Annotated in this window: 18 protein-coding genes; 7 read left to right on the top strand and 11 right to left on the bottom strand. The window is 63.5% G+C overall.

Annotation, left to right across the window (positions count from 1 at the left end):
• Positions 1-177: 177 nt before the first annotated feature.
• The 5 genes from GH665_RS32100 to GH665_RS32120 all read right to left on the bottom strand — a co-directional run bounded on the left by GH665_RS32100 (position 178) and on the right by GH665_RS32120 (position 5,687).
• Positions 178-1,119 (bottom strand): helix-turn-helix domain-containing protein, encoded by a 942-nt coding sequence (locus tag GH665_RS32100; protein ID WP_153141148.1) that lies wholly within the window; start codon positions 1,117-1,119, stop codon positions 178-180.
• A gap of 266 nt (positions 1,120-1,385) precedes the next feature.
• A complete protein-coding gene (locus tag GH665_RS32105; RefSeq protein WP_153141149.1) occupies positions 1,386-2,726 on the bottom strand; it encodes an aspartate aminotransferase family protein in 1,341 nt (446 codons plus the stop codon).
• Positions 2,727-2,795: 69 nt separating this feature from the next.
• Positions 2,796-4,295 (bottom strand): aldehyde dehydrogenase family protein, encoded by a 1,500-nt coding sequence (locus GH665_RS32110; protein ID WP_153141150.1) that lies wholly within the window; start codon positions 4,293-4,295, stop codon positions 2,796-2,798.
• 174 nt (positions 4,296-4,469) lie between these two features.
• Positions 4,470-4,916: a hypothetical protein gene (locus tag GH665_RS32115; protein ID WP_153141151.1), complete on the bottom strand. Its 447-nt coding sequence runs from the start codon at positions 4,914-4,916 to the stop codon at positions 4,470-4,472.
• Positions 4,917-4,928: 12 nt separating this feature from the next.
• On the bottom strand, positions 4,929-5,687 hold the full coding sequence (locus GH665_RS32120; protein WP_153141152.1) for a helix-turn-helix transcriptional regulator: 759 nt from the start codon (positions 5,685-5,687) through the stop codon (positions 4,929-4,931).
• A 220-nt stretch (positions 5,688-5,907) separates the two neighbouring features.
• On the opposite strand from GH665_RS32120, the gene GH665_RS32125 reads away from it, so the two are divergent.
• On the top strand, positions 5,908-6,693 hold the full coding sequence (locus GH665_RS32125; protein WP_153141153.1) for an SDR family NAD(P)-dependent oxidoreductase: 786 nt from the start codon (positions 5,908-5,910) through the stop codon (positions 6,691-6,693).
• A gap of 17 nt (positions 6,694-6,710) precedes the next feature.
• Here GH665_RS32125 and GH665_RS32130 read toward each other — a convergent pair whose 3' ends face one another.
• The 5 genes from GH665_RS32130 to GH665_RS32150 all read right to left on the bottom strand — a co-directional run bounded on the left by GH665_RS32130 (position 6,711) and on the right by GH665_RS32150 (position 12,138).
• Positions 6,711-7,514 carry an SDR family oxidoreductase gene (locus tag GH665_RS32130; protein ID WP_153141154.1) on the bottom strand — a complete coding sequence of 268 codons (804 nt, stop codon included), beginning with the start codon at positions 7,512-7,514 and terminating at the stop codon, positions 6,711-6,713.
• Positions 7,511-8,338 (bottom strand): MoaF C-terminal domain-containing protein, encoded by an 828-nt coding sequence (locus GH665_RS32135; protein ID WP_153141155.1) that lies wholly within the window; start codon positions 8,336-8,338, stop codon positions 7,511-7,513. The genes GH665_RS32130 and GH665_RS32135 overlap by 4 nt, the downstream gene beginning before the upstream one ends.
• A gap of 215 nt (positions 8,339-8,553) precedes the next feature.
• Positions 8,554-9,672: a class II histone deacetylase gene (locus GH665_RS32140; RefSeq protein ID WP_153142401.1), complete on the bottom strand. Its 1,119-nt coding sequence runs from the start codon at positions 9,670-9,672 to the stop codon at positions 8,554-8,556.
• 58 nt (positions 9,673-9,730) lie between these two features.
• The gene (locus GH665_RS32145) at positions 9,731-10,963 is read right to left on the bottom strand and encodes an MFS transporter (RefSeq protein ID WP_153141156.1); all 1,233 of its coding nucleotides are present in this window, start codon (positions 10,961-10,963) and stop codon (positions 9,731-9,733) included.
• Between the two features lie 113 nt (positions 10,964-11,076).
• On the bottom strand, positions 11,077-12,138 hold the full coding sequence (locus GH665_RS32150; protein WP_153141157.1) for a porin: 1,062 nt from the start codon (positions 12,136-12,138) through the stop codon (positions 11,077-11,079).
• A gap of 115 nt (positions 12,139-12,253) precedes the next feature.
• Here GH665_RS32150 and GH665_RS39505 point away from each other — a divergent pair, with 115 nt between their 5' ends.
• Together GH665_RS39505 and GH665_RS32155 are read left to right on the top strand one after the other, a co-directional pair.
• Positions 12,254-12,379 (top strand): hypothetical protein, encoded by a 126-nt coding sequence (locus tag GH665_RS39505; protein ID WP_281357363.1) that lies wholly within the window; start codon positions 12,254-12,256, stop codon positions 12,377-12,379.
• 113 nt (positions 12,380-12,492) lie between these two features.
• On the top strand, positions 12,493-13,632 hold the full coding sequence (locus GH665_RS32155) for a response regulator transcription factor (protein WP_425496060.1): 1,140 nt from the start codon (positions 12,493-12,495) through the stop codon (positions 13,630-13,632).
• A 9-nt stretch (positions 13,633-13,641) separates the two neighbouring features.
• Here the strand turns inward: GH665_RS32155 and hpaR are convergent, their stop codons facing one another.
• On the bottom strand, positions 13,642-14,049 hold the full coding sequence (gene hpaR / locus GH665_RS32160; protein ID WP_153142403.1) for a homoprotocatechuate degradation operon regulator HpaR: 408 nt from the start codon (positions 14,047-14,049) through the stop codon (positions 13,642-13,644).
• Between the two features lie 179 nt (positions 14,050-14,228).
• On the opposite strand from hpaR, the gene GH665_RS32165 reads away from it, so the two are divergent.
• From GH665_RS32165 to hpaD, 4 genes are all read left to right on the top strand, one after another.
• Entirely contained in the window at positions 14,229-15,002 is a 774-nt protein-coding gene (locus tag GH665_RS32165) for a fumarylacetoacetate hydrolase family protein (protein WP_153141158.1), read from the top strand.
• The gene (locus GH665_RS32170) at positions 14,999-15,757 is read left to right on the top strand and encodes a fumarylacetoacetate hydrolase family protein (RefSeq protein WP_153141159.1); all 759 of its coding nucleotides are present in this window, start codon (positions 14,999-15,001) and stop codon (positions 15,755-15,757) included. Before GH665_RS32165 ends, GH665_RS32170 begins: the two co-directional genes overlap by 4 nt.
• 30 nt (positions 15,758-15,787) lie before the next feature.
• Positions 15,788-17,245: a 5-carboxymethyl-2-hydroxymuconate semialdehyde dehydrogenase gene (hpaE, locus tag GH665_RS32175; protein ID WP_153141160.1), complete on the top strand. Its 1,458-nt coding sequence runs from the start codon at positions 15,788-15,790 to the stop codon at positions 17,243-17,245.
• Between the two features lie 61 nt (positions 17,246-17,306).
• Positions 17,307-18,170: a 3,4-dihydroxyphenylacetate 2,3-dioxygenase gene (hpaD, locus tag GH665_RS32180; RefSeq protein WP_167531035.1), complete on the top strand. Its 864-nt coding sequence runs from the start codon at positions 17,307-17,309 to the stop codon at positions 18,168-18,170.
• Positions 18,171-18,177: the final 7 nt, after the last annotated feature.

Consider the following 18,177-nt stretch of genomic DNA (forward strand, 5'->3'; position numbering starts at 1 on the left):
GCAGCACGAGAACCTGGGTTTACGCCTAGGCGCCGGTCACACAGCCGATCGCGGACGTGAAAGATCAGGCGGGACGTGTGCAAGCACGTCCGCAAGCGGGAACCATTCATGGTGAAAATCCGGGCGGAGGATCGAACAGAACATCGGGCCGGCGGGACGACCCGCTCGCGCGGGCCGTTAGCTCAGGCGCGGTGTCTGCGACGGCAATTCGCCGAACAGGTCACGATACTCACGGGCAAAATAGCCGAGATGCGTGAAGCCCCAGCGGCAAGCGGCATCGCCGATCAGAAGCTCTTCCGCGCTCGTCATACGTAACAGCCGATGCACCGCATTGAGCCGGATCGAACGCAGGTATTCGACAGGCGTCACATTGGCTACGCGTTGGAAACTCGTTTGCAAGGTTCGGCGACTGCAGCGCAGCGCGCGGCACAGATCGAGCACGGTGATCGGCTGTTCGGCGTTGTCTTGCAGAATGCGTTCGCAACGCCGCACGATGTCGCTATAGGTGGTGTGCGTGAGGTCTCGCGGCGGCGTCTGCGTCGCGCTTTCGATCAGGCCAAGAAGCACACTGATCATTTCGTCGCGGAATACCTTGGTCGCCGCGGGATGCGCAAACGCGGCCGCATTGCGCTCCGCAGCGTCGAGAAACGGCGCGAGCCGCTCACGCAGCATCACGCCCTGCTCATCGGAAAGCGCCAGTACACCGCCTTTCACCTGACGGCTGGCGTGCTCGCCCACCATCACGCCCAGCAGCTCTTCCATCATGTCGGCGCCGACACTGATGCCGGCATAGTGCATCGACTCCGGCGTGTAGAAGCGAAACTCCTCGCCCGCGCCGAGCAGCAGCAGCGCGTAACCCTCCACGCGCCGCCCCTGAAACGTGCCGACGAGCGGCGCATACAAAGGCACCGCGATCGAAGCCAGACCGGCCGGCGAGACGCCATGCTGCGCCACACGGCGATTGGTGGTTTCGCGAAAGAAATGAAAGTCGTTCGAACTCGCCTGCACGAGCGTGCTCTGGAAGCGGCCCGGCGTCATCTGACGATAGACCTGCTCCCAGCCGCTCACGGCCAGCGAATGATCGTGCACGTCGGCAAGCGTGCTGATCCGGAAGTCCATGTCTCCTCCCGCCTACTCTGAACAGGCTACATTCATGCGATGACGGCCCGGCCTGTCGTAGCGGACGCCAACCTGGACGCAGGCGAAGACCGCGGCTCGCGGCGCCTCGTTCTGCCAATGAAGAAGCAATGTTATGCCAGGCTGGCGGATGCGGTTCGATTTAGAAAAACCGCGACACTTCCACGGATTCAGTTTCATCGCGCGCTGCCCCAACCTGGAATGCACCTGTGCATTCTGCAGCGCGCCTCAACACTTGACCAAGTCAATTATGCAAATTTCACTTCGTCGAAGCCGGCGGCCAGCGCACCGACCAGCGCGTCGAGCTGCCCCGATTCGACCACCAGCGGCGGCGACAGAATAATCTTCGTGCCGACCGGCCGCACCAATGCGCCGTGAGCGCGCGCCACTTCGGCCACCGCGTTGGCATAGCCCGAAGTCGGGTCGATCGGCTCGCGGGTTTGCTTCGACTTCACCAGATCGAGCGCGACCATCAGGCCCTTGCCGCGCACGTCGCCCACGGCCGCATAGCGCTCAGTGAACGGCCGCAGCGCTTCAAGCAGGTGCGCGCCCTGCTGCGCGGCGTTGGCCGGCAGGTTCTCGTCCTTGACGATCTTCAGGTTCGCCAGCGCCGCTGCGCACGCAACCGGATGCCCCGCATAAGTGTACCCGTGCATCAACGCGCCGGTGAAATTCGCGTTGGTCATGAAGGCCTGCTCGATGCGCTCATTGAACGCGGTCGCGCCAAGCGGAATGTAGCCGGAAGAAATGCCCTTCGCAAAGCACATGATGTCGGGCTTTACACCCCAGCCACGACTGCCGAACATGCTGCCGGTCCGGCCAAAGCCCGTGACGATTTCGTCGGCGATTAACAGAATGCCGTACTTGTCGCACACTTTCCGAATCAGCGGCCAGTAGTTCTCCGGTGGCACGATCACGCCGCCCGCGCCTTGCACCGGTTCAGCAATGAACGCGGCCACCGTGTCGGGACTCTGGAAAACGATCTCGCGCTCCAGCATTTCGGCGCAAATCCGGCCGAGTTCGGCGGGATCCTGGGTGAACGGATTGCGATAAAGCCACGGCGTTTCAACGTGAAAACAGCCTGGCAGATTGGGCTCGTAATTGCGGCGGAACGCCGTATTACCGTTCACCGACGCACCACCGAAATGCGTGCCGTGATAGCCCTGCTTCAGCGAAATGAACTTGGTGCGGTCCGCTTCGCCTTTCAGCTTCCAGTACTGACGCGCGAGCTTCAACGCGGATTCGACCGCATCCGAGCCGCCTGAACTGTAGATCACGCGGCGCATACCTTCCGGTTCGAGCATCTCGATCAGCACCTTCGACAACTCCTCGGCGCGCGGATGCGAAATACCGTCGAAGAGCTGGAAGTATTCGAGTTCGTCCAACTGACGCACAATCGCGTCCTTCACTTCACGCCGGTTGTGGCCGACGTTGACGTTCCAGAGACCGGCCACGCCGTCGACGAGCTTATTGCCGCGATCGTCGAACACATAGCAGCCGTCGCCGCGCACGATACGGATCGGCTCGCGCTGCTGCATTTCGGCCGGGTGCTGCATCGGATGCCAGAAGGCGGAATCGTTCGTTCCCATAGTGCCTACTCCATTAAGTCCTGTATGTTGGTAGGTTCGTGTGCCCGCGCCCAGCTCAATGCGCGAGCTTCAATGCGCAATACACACGGACTTGGTTTCCGTAAAACCCTCGATCGCATACTTGCCGAATTCGCGGCCGATGCCCGACTGTTTGAAGCCCCCGAACGGCATGCCGGGATCGAGCGGCACATGGCAATTGACCCACACGGTGCCCGCCTCCATTTGCGGCACGAGGTTCATCACGGTCTTCAGATCATTGCTCCAGAGGCTCGCGGCGAGGCCGTACTGTGAATCGTTGGCGAGGCGCAGTGCTTCGAGCGGATCGTCGAACGGGACGACGGCGAGCACGGGACCAAACACTTCGTCACGCACGATTGCCGCGTCGTGCGGCACGTCGGCGATCACCGTGGGGCGCACGTAGTAGCCCGGCAGATCGACCGGCTTGCCGCCCGCAAGAAACTTCAGACCGGCTGCCTGGGCGCGCGCGATGTGCTGATTCACGCGGTCGCGGTGCAGCGCGGACACGAGCGGATTGATCTGCGCTGCCGGATCGAGGCCGGGTCCGAGCGTCATCGCGTTGGCGATATCGGCCAGACCGTCGGCCACCTGCCGATACTTGCTGCGATGCACGTAGATGCGCGAGGCCGCGGCGCACACCTGCCCCTGGTTGAAGAAGCCGCCGGCCAGCGCACCCTGAATCGCCTGCTCGACGTCGATATCGGCGAGCATCACCGCCGGATTCTTGCCGCCGAGTTCAAGCGAGAAGCGCGTCATGTTCTGCACGGCGGCCGTGCCGACCAGCTTGCCGGTCGGTGTCGAGCCGGTAAACGAAATCTTGCTGAGGCCCGGATGCGCCGCCAGCGCGGCGCCGCATTCGCGGCCACCGGTAACGACGTTGAACACGCCGGCGGGAACGCCGGCCTCCAGCGCCAGTTCGGCCAGCCGCAGCGCCGTCAGAGGGGTTTCCGGCGACGGTTTGATCACGATGGTGCACCCCGCCGCGAGCGCCGGCACCAGTTTCCACACCGCGATCATCAGCGGGAAATTCCACGGCACGATGCCGGCCACTACACCGATCGGCTCCTTGCGCGTGAACGCCGTATAGCGGGTACCGGGCGGAAACGGGATCGATACGTCCAGCGTTTCGCCGGTAATCTTGGTCGCCCAGCCCGCCATATAGCGCACGTATTCGATCGTCGCGCCCACTTCCACCGCGCGGGCGATGTTGATCGACTTGCCCTGATTCAGCGTTTCGAGTTGCGCGAGGTCTTCGGCATTAGCTTCGAGCAGGTCGGCAAAACGCAGCAGAATGCGTTCGCGATCGGCGGGACGCAGGCCGCTCCACACCCGCGCATCGAATGCGGCGCGCGCATTGCTCACTGCGTGATCGACGTCGGTTGCGTCCGCGTCCACTACCGTCGCGAGGCGCTCGCCGCTCGCCGGATTGAACACGTCCAGCCGGCGCTCCGAATGCGCGCGTTGCTGTGTGCCGCCGATAAACAGGCCGAAATCGCGTTGTACGAACGCGCGAACCGCGTCGCTGACGACAACCGTTGCATCGTTACTCATATCCTGGGTCTCTCGTTGGTGTCTTGTTACTGACTGCCGATGGCCACGGGGCCATCGCGTTGAAGCATGGTGTCACGCAGGTTTTTTCGACCGTTAGCGCAAATCGGCAGCGGGCCCTTGCATAAGGGAAAACATCTAATACTCGTTTGCACTCAGGTGCGCTGGATGACACGCTCACGGTTGCGCATACAGGCAATGTTCGAAAGCGTCGCGCTGCACGAATAGCCGTTCGGGCAGCAACACCGCTTCGGCTGCATTGATCTGCATGAACAGCGCAAAACGCACGCCATCGCTATGGCCGGCAATGGCGCAATTCGTTTCGACGAAACCGCGGCAAAAACGCGGATCGCCGGACAGAATGTCGGCATCGTCATGCAGGCCGACACACCGCGCGCCATCGACGATGTTCCAGCTATCGGGCAAGCGCAGCAGAATGTCGGACACGTCTTCTTCACGCGAAATCACCGCGGCCAGCGCAGACTGCCGGCGCTGGAACCAGCGCGCGCCATGCCGGCTGTCGGCGCGCTCCACCGCGACAGCCGCGACGGCATAAAGCAGCATCGAGCCATCGGCCTCGACCGGTTCGACGCGCGCGCCCGCCATCGGCCAGGTGTCGATCATGGCTTCGGTCCTCTATAGAAAGAGCGCGCCGATCATTTCCGTGCGGCTCGACACGCCGAGCTTGCGGAACATGCGCAACAGGTGGGTTTTGACGGTGGGCTGCGCGAGCGCGAGGTCGCGTGCGATCTCCTTGTTCGACAAGCCGTTGCGCACGAGACGCGCGATCTGTTGTTCGCGATGCGTCAAGTTTGGACGGATATCGTTTTCGACCTCTGTGCCATGGCGCGCGTGGGTGCGCATCGCCCGCTGCTCACGCAGCGCCGGCACCAGCGCCGCTTCCAGCAGCGGTTGCACTGCCCTTGCGTGGTGCTGGTCGTCCGCCGAGAACGCTTCCGCGGGCGCCATGCGCAGCAGTGAGAACGCCGCCGCCGGCCGCGTGCCTCGCGCGCCAGGGGCGCCGGGTGCGCCGTCTCGCAGCAAGACCTCCATCACATCGACCACCTGATGCGGATTCAGGAAGCGCTGCCAGTACACCGAAGCGCCGCGCACCGTCTCGGGCAACTCGCCCGCGAGCGTGAGCACGTTGCCGGTCTGCGTCGAAAAACGCGACGGATGCATGGGATCGAGCGTGCAATAACGCTGCAAATAGGTGCGATGCATCATCTCGGTCATGCCGAACAGTTCGAAACCCGATGGCTCGTTATCCGCGCCGACCCAGTAAAAAACCGTTGCCGATGGCCGCACCAGCTGTGCGAGCGCGCTCACCGCTGCGCCCAGCGCGGGCATAAAGGCGCCTTGAGACGCGGCTGCGTCGCGGATCGTATTCAACATGGCGCTCTCCCGGTTCACCAGCTCCGGCCCATCGTACGAACGCCCAATTCCATGGCGTGAGCACGAATTGGCAAATCGACGCGGCTTGCCTGCTGAAACGACGGCTGCGTTGTCATCCTTTTGCCTGATTCCGCGCCGCAGCCCGCACGCCTAGACTCTGAATTCACGTTTGCCCCTTTCATCACACCAGATCACCTTCATTCATATTCGTAAGGAACCCATGTCCAAACAACGCACCGTCGTCATCACAGGCGCAGGCACCGGCATCGGTGAAGCCTGCGCGCGGCTGTTTGCTGCGCGCGGCGCACGCGTGGCACTGATCGGCCGGCGCCGCGCGCCCCTCGAACGGGTGGCGCGCGAAACCGGTGGCCTCGCGCTCGATGGCGACGCAGCCAGCGCCGCCGACTGGCAACGTTTCATCGCGGCAATCAAGGCCGACGGCGGCGCTATCGATGCATTGATCGCCTGCGCCGGCAGTTTCGGCATGGGCGCCGCCACCGAGACCGACGACGCGGCCTGGTCCGCCGCCATGCGCGCGAATCTCGACACCGCCTTCGTCGCCGCCCGCGCCTGCCTGCCCGATCTGATCGAACAGCGCGGCGCCATCGTGCTGGTCGCCTCGATCGCTTCGCTCGCCGCCGGGCCGGCCGTATGCGGCTACACCACCTCGAAACACGCGCTGATTGGCCTGACGCGTTCGCTTGCGCGCGACTACGGCCCGCACGGCGTACGCGTCAACGCGGTCTGCCCCGGCTGGGTCCGCACGCCGATGGCCGACGCGGAAATGCAGCCGCTGATGCAGCGCTATGACGAATCCCTCGACGCGGCCTATCAGCGGGTTTGCGCCGATGTGCCGTTGCGCCGCCCCGCGCAGGCGGAGGAAATCGCCGGCGTTTGCGAGTTTCTGGCGTCGCCCGCTGCGTCGATCGTGACGGGCGCCACCCTCGTTGCCGATGGCGGCTCCTCGATCGTCGACGTGCCGACCCTCGCGTTCGAACATATGTAAGCGAGGTCAGCGAGGCCTTAGCCCATCACGGCGGTCGACTCGGGCAAGGTCGCGCCGCCGTCGACCACGATGGTCTGGCCGGTGATATACGCGGCCGCGTCGGAAGCCAGAAACAGCATGGCCGCCGCGATATCCGCCGGTTCGCCCAGCCGCCCGAGCGGGATTGCCTGTTCGATGCGGCGGTTGTGCGCGTCGTCGCCAAGGTTGCCCATTGCGGGTGTGCGGATCATGCCGGGCTCGACGCCGTTGACCGTGATGCGATGCTTCGCCAGTTCCAGCGCCGCCGCGCGAATGAAGCCATTCACGCCTGCCTTCGACGCCGCGTAATGCGCAAGCCCCGGATACGCCACACGTGGCCCGGTCACCGACGAGGTCGCCAGCATCCGCCCGCCGCCTTGCCGGATAAACGCGGGCGTCGCTGCCTGCGCGAGCCAGAAGAGCGCGGCGAGATTCACCGCGAAAGTGCGCTGCAAAATCGCGGGCGTAATCGCCTCGAAGGCAGTGAGCGGAAAATACGCAGCGTTGTGCACGACCACGTCGAGCCTGCCGAAACCCGTCTCCACCTCGGCAACGAGATGCTCGATCTGCGCGTACTCGGCCATGTCCGCTGCGTAGGCACGCGCCGTGCCGCCCTGCTGCGCGAGCTGCCGCGCCGCTTCCGAGGCCGCGTCGACGCGCAGATCCGCGATCGCCACCGAGGCGCCGCGCGCGGCAAACGCCTCGGCAATGCCGCGCCCGATGCCTTGCGCGCCGCCGGTCACCAGCACGGTCTTGCCGGCGAAATCACGCACGCTCACCGCATGCTGCGCGGCGCCGTTCATCGCGGATACCGTGTCACATTGAGCACTTCCGCAAGTGCGCCGACCGGGAAATTCGACAGCGAGTCGAACTGGCTGCCCCGGTAACCAAAAATCTTGCCGTCGGTCTTCTTGCGTTCGAGGTCGATCATCACCACGCCGAGCGTCGGAATGATTTTTTCACGCCAGACGAACAGGTACAGGTCTTTGGCGATGGCGATGTAGTGGCAGCGATCCACGTCGGCGAGACCGGCTTCCACGCCCGAAAGGCATTGCCACGCATAGAAGTTGTCGTTCAGATAGACGTGCTCGTACTGTTCCGTCGCGCTATACGTGTACAGGTTGCGCATGCCGATCAGTTCGTGCGTCGGGTGATGCAATGCCGCTTCAGCCCCTGCCTCGGCACCAGCCTGAGCGCCCTGCGCCACGATCCTGCCGTGACGGAACCGCACCTGCACGCCGGTCAGCTCCAGGCCTCGCTCGACGCGCGTGAACGCATCGGTACGGGCTTCGCTTTCGTTCGGCAAGGTGCCGGCTAACGAGGTGCACAGGCCCTGTTTCACGTCGAGCACGTAACTCGTCGCTGCCGGCCGCGAGCCGTCGCCACCGCCGACGTAATCGACAAAGTAAATACCGTCGCGCACCGAGGTGATCCGGCATTCGAATTGACCATTGGACGTACGCACCACACCGGCGGAGACGAACGTCAACGTCTCGGCGGGGCCATCCGCGAATTCGAGCTGCAACGTGCGGCCGGTCAGATCGTCGACCGGCGGCAAGATGTGGCTGTCAGGTGCGAAACCTTCGGCCAGTGCGCCGACCTGGATGAAAACGGGTTGGGATGTCATGTCTGTATGGCTCCAGTAGTTCGATGATTTGCCGCGGCTCGGCCCGCCTCTAGCGAGTCGCCGCGGCGCCTTTGACTACTGTACGGAGAGCGCGGGTGCGGCGGCATCAACCATAAGGATGACAACGCCCGCGCTTTAAAGCGTCCTGAAAGCCCCGGAAAGACCCATGAGCGCATGGCCCACGGGCCTCGGAGGTTCAGGACGCGGCGGAGCAGTCAAAGACCCGGCAACCCGAATTCATCCGCCAGTTCATCGATCAAGCCGCGCTGAAAAGCCTTGAAACGCTCGTTCGGCTGCTGCGCTATCGCCAGATCCAGCATCGGATCGGTCACCAGCGTGCGCACGTCCGCCAGCGTTTCGACAATCGCGTGGCCGCAGAACGGCACATACGCTTCCGAATACCCGCCCTCGTGCACGATCACCAGACGCCCGCCGCAATAGCGTTCGGCGGCATCGCGCATCAACTGCGTCATCGCGCGATAACTCTCGCTATGCAGCAGCATGCGGGCAAGTGGATCGACCGCGCTCGCGTCGAGCCCGCTCGCCACCACGATCAGATCCGGCCTGAACGCGTCGAGCGCCGGCAGCACGATGCGCTCGAATGCGTACAGATAGGCGTCGTGGCCGCCGCCCGGCAACAGCGGAACGTTCAGGTTGGCCCCCGTACCGGCGCCCGCGCCGCGCTCGTCCGCGCCGCTGTAGCCCGGCGGAAAGCAGCGATCCTGATGCAGCGAAATCGTCAGTGTGTTCGGGTCGTCGTAGTAGATCGACTGCGTGCCGTTGCCGTGGTGGACATCCCAGTCGATCACCGCAACGCGTTCGACGCCATACTTCGCGCGGGCCGCTTCGATCGCAATCGGAATGTTGGCGAGCAGGCAGAAACCCATCGGCTTATCGCGCAGACAGTGATGGCCGGGCGGCCGCGACAGCGAAAATGCGTTGCTTGCCCGTTTGTCGAGCACGGTATCGATCGCGCCAATCGCCAGCCCCGCGGAAAGCGCGGCGATCTCGTAGCTCCCTTTGCCGAATGGTGCGAGGTCGCCCAGATCGCCGCCGGTCGTATCGCTGAGCGCCTTGAAACGGTTCAGATAGTCCCGCGGATGGACGCGCAGCAAATCCTCTTCAGTGGCAAGCGCCGCGCTCTGCATGTCGAGCGAGGCCGCCAGCCCCGAGGTCTGGATCAAGGCCAGCAGTCTGCGTTTCGAATCGGGCGATTCCGCGTAACCGCTGCTCGACGGCGGCTGCACCCAGCCGCCGATCGGAAAGAACAGCGCATGCGTGCCACCGGTATGCCAGAAAGTGCGTTCATCCGTGAAAAATGCCGTTTTGCTCATCATGTCTCTTACCTGTAGTTCACCTGCGGATTCAGATCGACCGGGTTCGGCAGCACGATCACGGCTGCGCACCCGGCATTTCGCGCCCGCTACGCTCAACGCGAAGCAGGCAAATGAAAGACAACGCACAGATCACTGCCGCGCCCTGAAACAACGTATTGAGTCCCGCGCCGGCGTCGAGCAGAACGCCGGCGATCAGCGGACCGACCGCAAGCCCAGCGCCGATCACGAAGTTGAGCGTGGCGATCAAACGGCCCGACGTATCGGTTTTTGCGGCTGCGGCAAGGATGAACGGCAGCACGAAGGTCCACGCGAACTTGAACGCGAAGATCGCGGCGGCATAACCCGTCGAACCCGGATGCGCCGACAGCCCGAGCAAAGCCGCGACGAGAATCGCGTAACCCGTCAGCAGCATCGCGGCACGCGCGATCCGGTTGCCGATAAACGACGCGCACGCCGCGCCGACGATTCCCATCACGCTCGCGATAGCCAGCAGTTCGCCGGTATGCCCGGCGTCGAGTCCGGCGAGCGATGCCGCCTTGCTCGCGAAGGTCCAGACGCCGCCGATCGCCACATAGAACGTGAGCACGCCACCGATCACCAGCGTCGCCAGAAACCACGTGCTGCTGCCGTTGTTACCGGACGCGGCCTGTTGCGCCTGCTTGCCACTAGCTCCGCCCAGGGCCGGATCGAAGCCGCGCGTAAGCGGCGACGCGATCAGCGCGAGCACGGCCAGCGTCACATACAGGGCGCGCAGACCGAACGCTTCGAACAGATGCGGCAGCACGACGAGACCGAGTGCGCCGGCCACCAGCTGACCGACTACCCACAAGCCATACACGCGGTCACGATTGCCGCTCGTCGCCGCGCTCGTCATGCACAGCACCATCAGCGTGCCGCCGCCGAGCGCGGTCAACGCGCGCAGCACCAGCAATGCGACGAAACCCGGCATCAGCACCGCCGTGGCGAGATTGCCGATGCAAAACACGGCCGTGGCGATCGCCGCGACACGGCGCGCGTCGACACGGCCTAGCCACAGGAGCGACGGCAAGGTCGCGCAGCTGAACGCGCCGAGTTCGACGAAGAAGTACGTGCCGATCTGCGAGGCGCTCAAACCGAGCTGTCCGCCGAGCTGCGCCGCCACTGCCGGCGCGACCAGCAACAACAATGGCGTGATGGCGGCGAACACCACCAGCGACAGCAGCGTGGACGCCGCGAATTCGCGTGGCGCGGCCGCAGGCGTCGCGGACGCGCCGGCTGTGGCAAATGAGGAGGTCGAAGAAGTTTTCATAGGGCTCATGAGGTAACGGTTGCGTTGCAACGAGGGCCGGTATGCGGTCCAGGAAAAAGCGAAACCAGGCCGGCGTTGTCGACACCGAAGCGCCACGCCGGCGCGACGCATACTCAGAACGTGTGATACATGCCGAGCATCGCGCCGAACTGCGAGGCGCCATTGAGCGGCGTGGCGTCATATTCATAGACGGGTTGCGAGCTTTGACTGCTGTTGCGCGAGTAGCCGAGATTCACATACGCCACCGTGCGCTTTGACAATGCATAGGTACCGCTCGCGATGAACAGCGTCGGATGACCGACACTCGGCGTGTTCGACCAGGTCTGGTAGACGCCGCCCGCAAGGCCGACGAAATTGTTGACCTGATAACGCGCCCCGCCCCATGCCACCGTTTTCGACGGCGCGAGCGTTCCGGTTTGCCGTTCCGCGCCGCCATACAGCGAGAGCGTCGCGATGTCCCAATGCGCGGCCAGCGTGCCGATGGTCTGCTGCAGTCCCGAGGTATCGCCATCCGCGGACGCCGTGCCTTGCGCCCGATGCAGCGCCGCGCTGATGCCGTAGCCATTGCCGCCGTACTGCGCACCGATTTCCAGCACGCGGCCTGAGCGCGAATTGCCGGCCACACCGCCGGTCGCAGCCAGGGCTTCGGCGCTGAAACCGCCGTAATCGGCGCTCTTGAACTTCACCGAGTTGTCGATGAAGTTAGCCGACTGCGGCACCAGTTCGCCCTGCCCGCTATAGGCCGCATACAGCAGCGGGTCGTAGAAAACGGTGCGATCGAACAGCACGCTGAATTGCCGCCCCAGCGTGACGGTGCCGAACTTGCCGGTTAAGCCAACGTAAGCACCCCGAAAAAATGCATAGCCTGGCACCGTAGCCGTGCCGTCGTTCACGTTGATACCCTGCTCGAGGCGGAAGATTGCCTGCAGGCCGCCACCCAGGTCTTCCTTGCCCGTCAAACCGATCTGCGAGGGCAACACCCCGTAGTTCTGCAAGTTGACCGCGCCGTGCTGGCCGTCCGCGTTCGTGCGGTACTGAATGCCTGCATCGATCAAACCGTACAGCGTGACACTCGATTGCGCGTGGGCGGCCGTGGCGCACAAGCCGGCCGCCGCGCTCAATACCGCCAACGTCTTTCGCCGACCTCCACGCTGCCGTGATTCGTTTCGTTTCATCGAGAAGCTCCAAACCGTCTAATGTTTTTGTAATGTGTCCGTCGCTGCGGGCTGCATCTCCGATCGAGTGCAACGGCAGTGTCCGTAGCGGCAATTGCGCTGACTAGACGTCCAGATGAACGGTAAGGAAAACCCGCACGCGATTGCGCGCGGCCTTGGTGCGATTGGCATGCGCCGCGAAGTTGAGCGGCCCGGCGTGCTGACGCGGCGCGGCATCCGCGGCATGGGGCCGTTCAAATGAGGGGGTGTAAGGCCATTTCGGCCGCTGCGTTTTTCAAAAAAGTGCCACGTATAATCGATCGGCATGCCGCGCGAGCGGCCAGACGCGCCTTATCGACAGCCGAAGGAAACAGCGTGACAGTCACCGCAGACACCAGGCGGGTTCTCGATCAGTGGGGTGAAATGCCCGCTGCCATTGCGCTCGACGATTACGCGGGCGCGCCGCCCGAACAGCGCAGCACCGATTTCGAAGGCACGCTTTCCGGCAATGGCACCGCGACGCGCGGCCTGAGCCTTTTCCTGCTCGACCTCTATGCCCTCGCCAACCGCGCCGGCATCGGCGAATTCGAACATGGCTTCTTTCGTCTGCTCTCGCAGCATTTACCATTCGACGCCGGCTGGACCGGTGTGACCACGCACACGGCCAATGGTCCGGTGATGCACAACAGCTTCGTCTATGGCCTGCCGGGCGAATTCTTTACCGACTGGCAGCGCGTGCGGGATTGCGATCCGCTCGCGCTCGGCTCGATGAACAGCTACGGCCGTGCGCTGGCCGTGTCGATCGTGGCGCCCGGCATCGATCAGCGCTTTCGCACCTGGGCGATCAAGTACGGGCTTGCACAGTTGATGGTGGTGTCGGCGCTCGATCATCGCTTCGGGCTCGCGACGTTCTTCTCGGTATATCGCCGCGCGCTCGACAAACCGTTTTCCGCGGCGGATGCGCAAACGCTGGAGGATGTGATTCCGCATCTGAGCGCGGCACTCACGATCAACCGTTCGTTTCAGTTGACGCGCGAGCGTGGCGGGGGCGTTTCAACGCCGGCGCGCGCGATCTGCGATGGTTTTGGTGCGGTGCACCAGGCGGATAAAGCGTTCGAGACTATTCTGCGCAGCGAGTGGCCGGGCTATCAGAACCAGCATCTGCCCGCGCCGCTGATCGCGCATCTGCATGCGGATACGGGCCAGCCGTATGTCGGCGAAACGGTGACGGTAAGCTGTTCGCCGGTAGTCGGTCTGTTTCAGCTGGAAGCGCGCCAACGCTCGCCGCTCGACCGTTTGAGTCCACGCGAACTGAATGCGATCAAGCTGTACGGCGACGGCCTCTCACATAAGGAAGTCGCGCAGCGCATGGCGATTTCGCCCACCACCGTGCGCCACTATCTGCGCTGCGCGTACAAGAAGCTCGGCATGCACGACAAAAGCCAGATTCCGTGGCTGCTCGGCCTCAGGGAGAACGCCGCGGCAAATACCTCGGCGCCCGGCCAGGGCGATTGAGCCGCGGCTTCACTCGTCGTCTTCTTCCAGGCCGGCAAGCAGATCGTCGACCGCGCGATACACACGCTCGACGATCTCCGGCCCTACCTTGCGCTCCAGTTCGCGATAGTGCGCCTCGAGATCCTTCGAGATCACGCGCACCAGTTCCACGCTCGCATCGGTAAGCGACACCAGCACGCGGCGCTGGTCTTCCGCGAAACGCTCCTTCGTCACCAGTTCCATGCTTTCCATGCGCGCGAGCACCCCCGCCATGCTCGGGCTCGAAATCGTGCAGATGTCGGAAATGTGACGCGGCTCCATCGGGCCGTGCTCATTGAGCGCGCGAATCACGCGCCACTGCTGTTCGGTCAGCCCGTGAGCGGTAATCAGGGGGCGGAACCGCTCCATCATTTTTTCTCTGGCGCGCAGCAACAGCATCGGCAGGTTGCGATGCAAAACTCGAATCGAAGCAGAAGCGGACATGGCGGAAGATAGTTAAAAGCAGCCGTCGAAGCTTAAGGGAAAACCCGCAATCAGCCGACAGGCTATTGACCGTGGATGATATCAAGCGCAATACTACTAACATGTTAGTGTTTTCTCCGAGAGACAACTGATTTATGTTTGCACTTGCCGATCACCTGCTGCATCCCGAAGGCGACGCGCTGCCTCGTGACGTGGACGCGCAAACCGCTGCCGCGCTGCTCGCGCGCGGCGTGGCCTGCCGCGCTCCCGTTTCCGGCGCCGTGTATGGAACCTTGCTGAACGACCGCGCCGCGCTGCAAGCATTGGGCGACGCGGTACACGCCGCGCCTTACAAAGCGCCGCCGAAAGCGCCCGTTCTCTATCTGAAGCCGCGCAATACGTTCGCCGGTCATCGCGCCCGTGTCGTCGTACCCGACAATGCGTTGGGCGTGGAAGTCGGCGCTTCGCTGGGCATCGTGATCGGCCGCACGGCAAGCCGCGTCGGCGCGGGCCAGGCGTTCGACTACATCGCGGGCTACACGCTGGTCGCCGACCTGAGCGTGCCGCACGCGAGCGTGTACCGCCCCTCGGTGCGGTTCCGCGCACGCGACGGTTTCTGCGTGATCGGACCGGCCGTGGTTGCCGCACGTCATGTCGCGGCACCTGACGATCTGGGCATCAAGGTCGCGCTTGCCGGACATGAAGTCTTTACCGCCAGCACCGCATCGTCGGTACGCAGCGTGGCGCAACTGATTGCGGATGTGACCGATTTCATGACACTGAGTGCCGGCGACGTCATTACGCTGGGCGTGCCTCATGGTTCGCCGGTCGCACATATCGGCGACGCGGCCACGCTGTCAGTTGGCGGACTGCCGCCGCTCGAGGTGTCGTTTGTCAGTGCAAAAGAACAAGCTGGAGAACAACCATGATGCGCGGCCGCGTTGCCTATGCAGGCGCGATTCACGAAGCCTATCCGGACGCTCACGGCGTACGTCTCGCCGACGGCCGCGTGCGTCGTGAGGATGAAGTGGTGTGGCTCGCACCGATCGAAGTCGGCACGATCTTCGCGCTCGGCCTGAACTACGCCGAACACGCAAAGGAATTGCAGTTCAACAAACAGGAAGAGCCCCTGGTCTTTCTCAAGGGCCCGGGCACGGTGATCGGTCATCGCGGCTTCACGCGCCGCCCCGCCGACGTCACCTTCATGCACTACGAGTGCGAGCTGGCCGTCGTGATTGGCCAAACCGCGCAGAACGTCACGCGCGAAAACGCCATGCAACATGTGGCCGGCTACATGATCGCCAACGACTACGCGATCCGCGACTACCTGGAAAACTATTACCGCCCCAACCTGCGCGTGAAAAATCGCGACGGCGGCACGGTGCTCGGCCCCTGGTTTGTCGATGCCGCCGATGTCGAAGACGTCACGCAACTCGAACTGCGCACCTTCGTGAACGGCACGCGGCAGCAACACGGCAACACGCGCGATCTCGTCACCGATATCCCGGCGCTGATCGAGTACCTGAGCAGCTTCATGACACTCGCACCTGGCGACGTGATCCTGACCGGCACGCCGGAAGGCATCGTCAACGTCAATGCGGGCGACGAAGTGGTCTGTGAAATCGACGGCCTTGGCCGTCTCGTCAATACGATTGCATCGGACGCGGACTTCGGCCGCGCCTGATCGGCACAGTAAAAGAGAAAGGACAAGGCAATGCGAATCGAACATCTGATCAACGGCAAATCCAGCGCCGCAAAAGACTACTTCGAGACAGTCAATCCGGCGACGCAAGAAGTGCTCGCTGAAGTCGCCAGCGGCGGTGCGCAAGAAGTCGACGCCGCCGTGCGCGCGGCTAAAGAAGCGTTCCCGGCATGGGCCGGCAAGCCGGCGACGGAGCGCGCAAAGGCCATTCGCAAGCTCGGCGAGTTGATCGCGAGGAACGTGCCGGAAATCTCGGAGACCGAGACGAAGGACACCGGCCAGACAATCTCGCAGACGCGCAAGCAACTCGTGCCGCGCGCCGCCGACAACTTCACCTATTTCGCGGAGATGTGCACGCGCGTCGACGGCCATACGTATCCCACCGATACGCATTTGAACTACACGCTGTTCCACCCGGTCGGCGTGTGCGCGCTGATCTCGCCGTGGAACGTGCCGTTCATGACGGCAACGTGGAAAGTCGCGCCCTGCCTCGCGTTCGGCAATACCGCCGTGCTGAAGATGAGCGAACTGTCGCCGCTGACCGCTTCGATGCTCGGCAATCTCGCGCTCGAAGCCGGGATTCCCGCCGGCGTGCTGAACGTCGTGCACGGCTTCGGCAAGGACACCGGCGAACCGCTGGTGGCGCACCCGGACGTGCATGCGGTGTCGTTCACCGGTTCGACGGCAACCGGCAACCGTATCGTGCAAACGGCAGGCCTGAAGAAGTTCTCGATGGAGCTGGGCGGCAAATCGCCGTTCGTGATTTTCGACGACGCCGATTTCGAACGCGCGCTCGACGCTGCCGTGTTCATGATCTTCTCGAACAACGGCGAGCGCTGCACGGCGGGTTCGCGCATTCTGGTGCAACGCTCGATTTACGCGCGCTTTGCCGAACGTTTCGTGGAGCGCGCAAAACGCCTGACGGTAGGCGATCCGCTGGCGGACAGCACGATCGTCGGCCCGATGATCAGCCAGGGACACCTGGCCAAGGTGCGCAGCTATATCGAACTCGGTCCGAAAGAAGGCGCCACGCTCGCCTGCGGCGGCCTCGACGCACCCGACCTGCCGGAAGCCATGCGCAAAGGCAACTTCGTTCAGCCAACGGTGTTCGTCGACGTCGACAACCGCATGCGGATCGCGCAGGAGGAGATCTTCGGCCCGGTCGCGTGCCTGATTCCGTTCGACGACGAAGCCGACGCGATCAGACTCGCCAACGACATCTCTTACGGCTTGTCGAGCTACATCTGGACCGAGAGCACCGGGCGCGCCTTGCGCGTTGCCGCGGCGGTCCAGGCCGGCATGTGTTTCGTCAACAGCCAGAACGTGCGCGATCTGCGCCAGCCGTTCGGCGGCACCAAGGCATCGGGCGTGGGCCGTGAAGGCGGCACATGGAGCTACGAAGTGTTTCTCGAACCGAAGAACGTGTGCGTATCGCTCGGCTCGCATCATATTCCGCACTGGGGCGCCTGACCCGCGTCGCCATAGCGCGCGAGGCCAGCAGGTCTCGCGCCACACTGAACAGGAGATCGCGATGGGCAAACTCGCGTTGGCAGCAAAGATCACTCACGTCCCGTCGTTATATCTGTCCGAACTCGACGGCCCTCATAAGGGCTGCCGGCAGCCCGCGATCGACGGCCATCATGAAATCGGCCGGCGTTGCCGCGAACTGGGTGTGGATACGATCGTCGTATTCGACGTGCATTGGCTCGTGAACAGCGAATACCACATCAATTGCGCGCCGAAGTTCGAGGGGGTCTATACGAGTAACGAACTGCCGCACTTCATCAAGAACATGCCGTACGCGTATCCCGGCAATGTCGGGCTCGGCAATCTGATTGCGGAAGTCGCCAATGAAATGGGCGTGAAGAGCCGCGCGCACAGCGAGACCACGCTCGAACTTGAGTACGGCACGCTGGTGCCGATGCGCTATATGAATGGCGACCAGCACTTCAAGACCGTCTCGGTATCCGGCTGGTGCATGTGGCATGAACTCGAAACCAGCGCGCGCTTTGGTCTTGCCGTGCGCAAGGCGATCGAGGAGCGTTACGACGGCACCGTGGCGATTCTGGCGAGCGGCTCGTTGAGCCACCACTTCGCCAACAACGGTACCGCCGAGCAGTTCATGCACAAGGTGTGGAGCCCGTTTCTCGAACAGATGGACCGCAAGGTGGTCGAGTTGTGGGAAGCCGGCGACTGGAAGACCTTCTGCGAGATGCTGCCGCTCTATAACGAGAAATGCTGGGGCGAAGGCGGCATGCACGACACCGCGATGCTGCTCGGCGCACTCGGCTGGGATCGTTACGAGGGCAAGGTGGAAGTCGTCACACCGTATTTCGGCAGTTCGGGTACGGGCCAGATCAATGCGATCTTTCCCGTCACGCCCCTGCCCGCTTAAGTCTCGA

The organism is Paraburkholderia agricolaris (assembly GCF_009455635.1).
GTDB classification, from domain to species: Bacteria; Pseudomonadota; Gammaproteobacteria; order Burkholderiales; family Burkholderiaceae; genus Paraburkholderia; species Paraburkholderia agricolaris.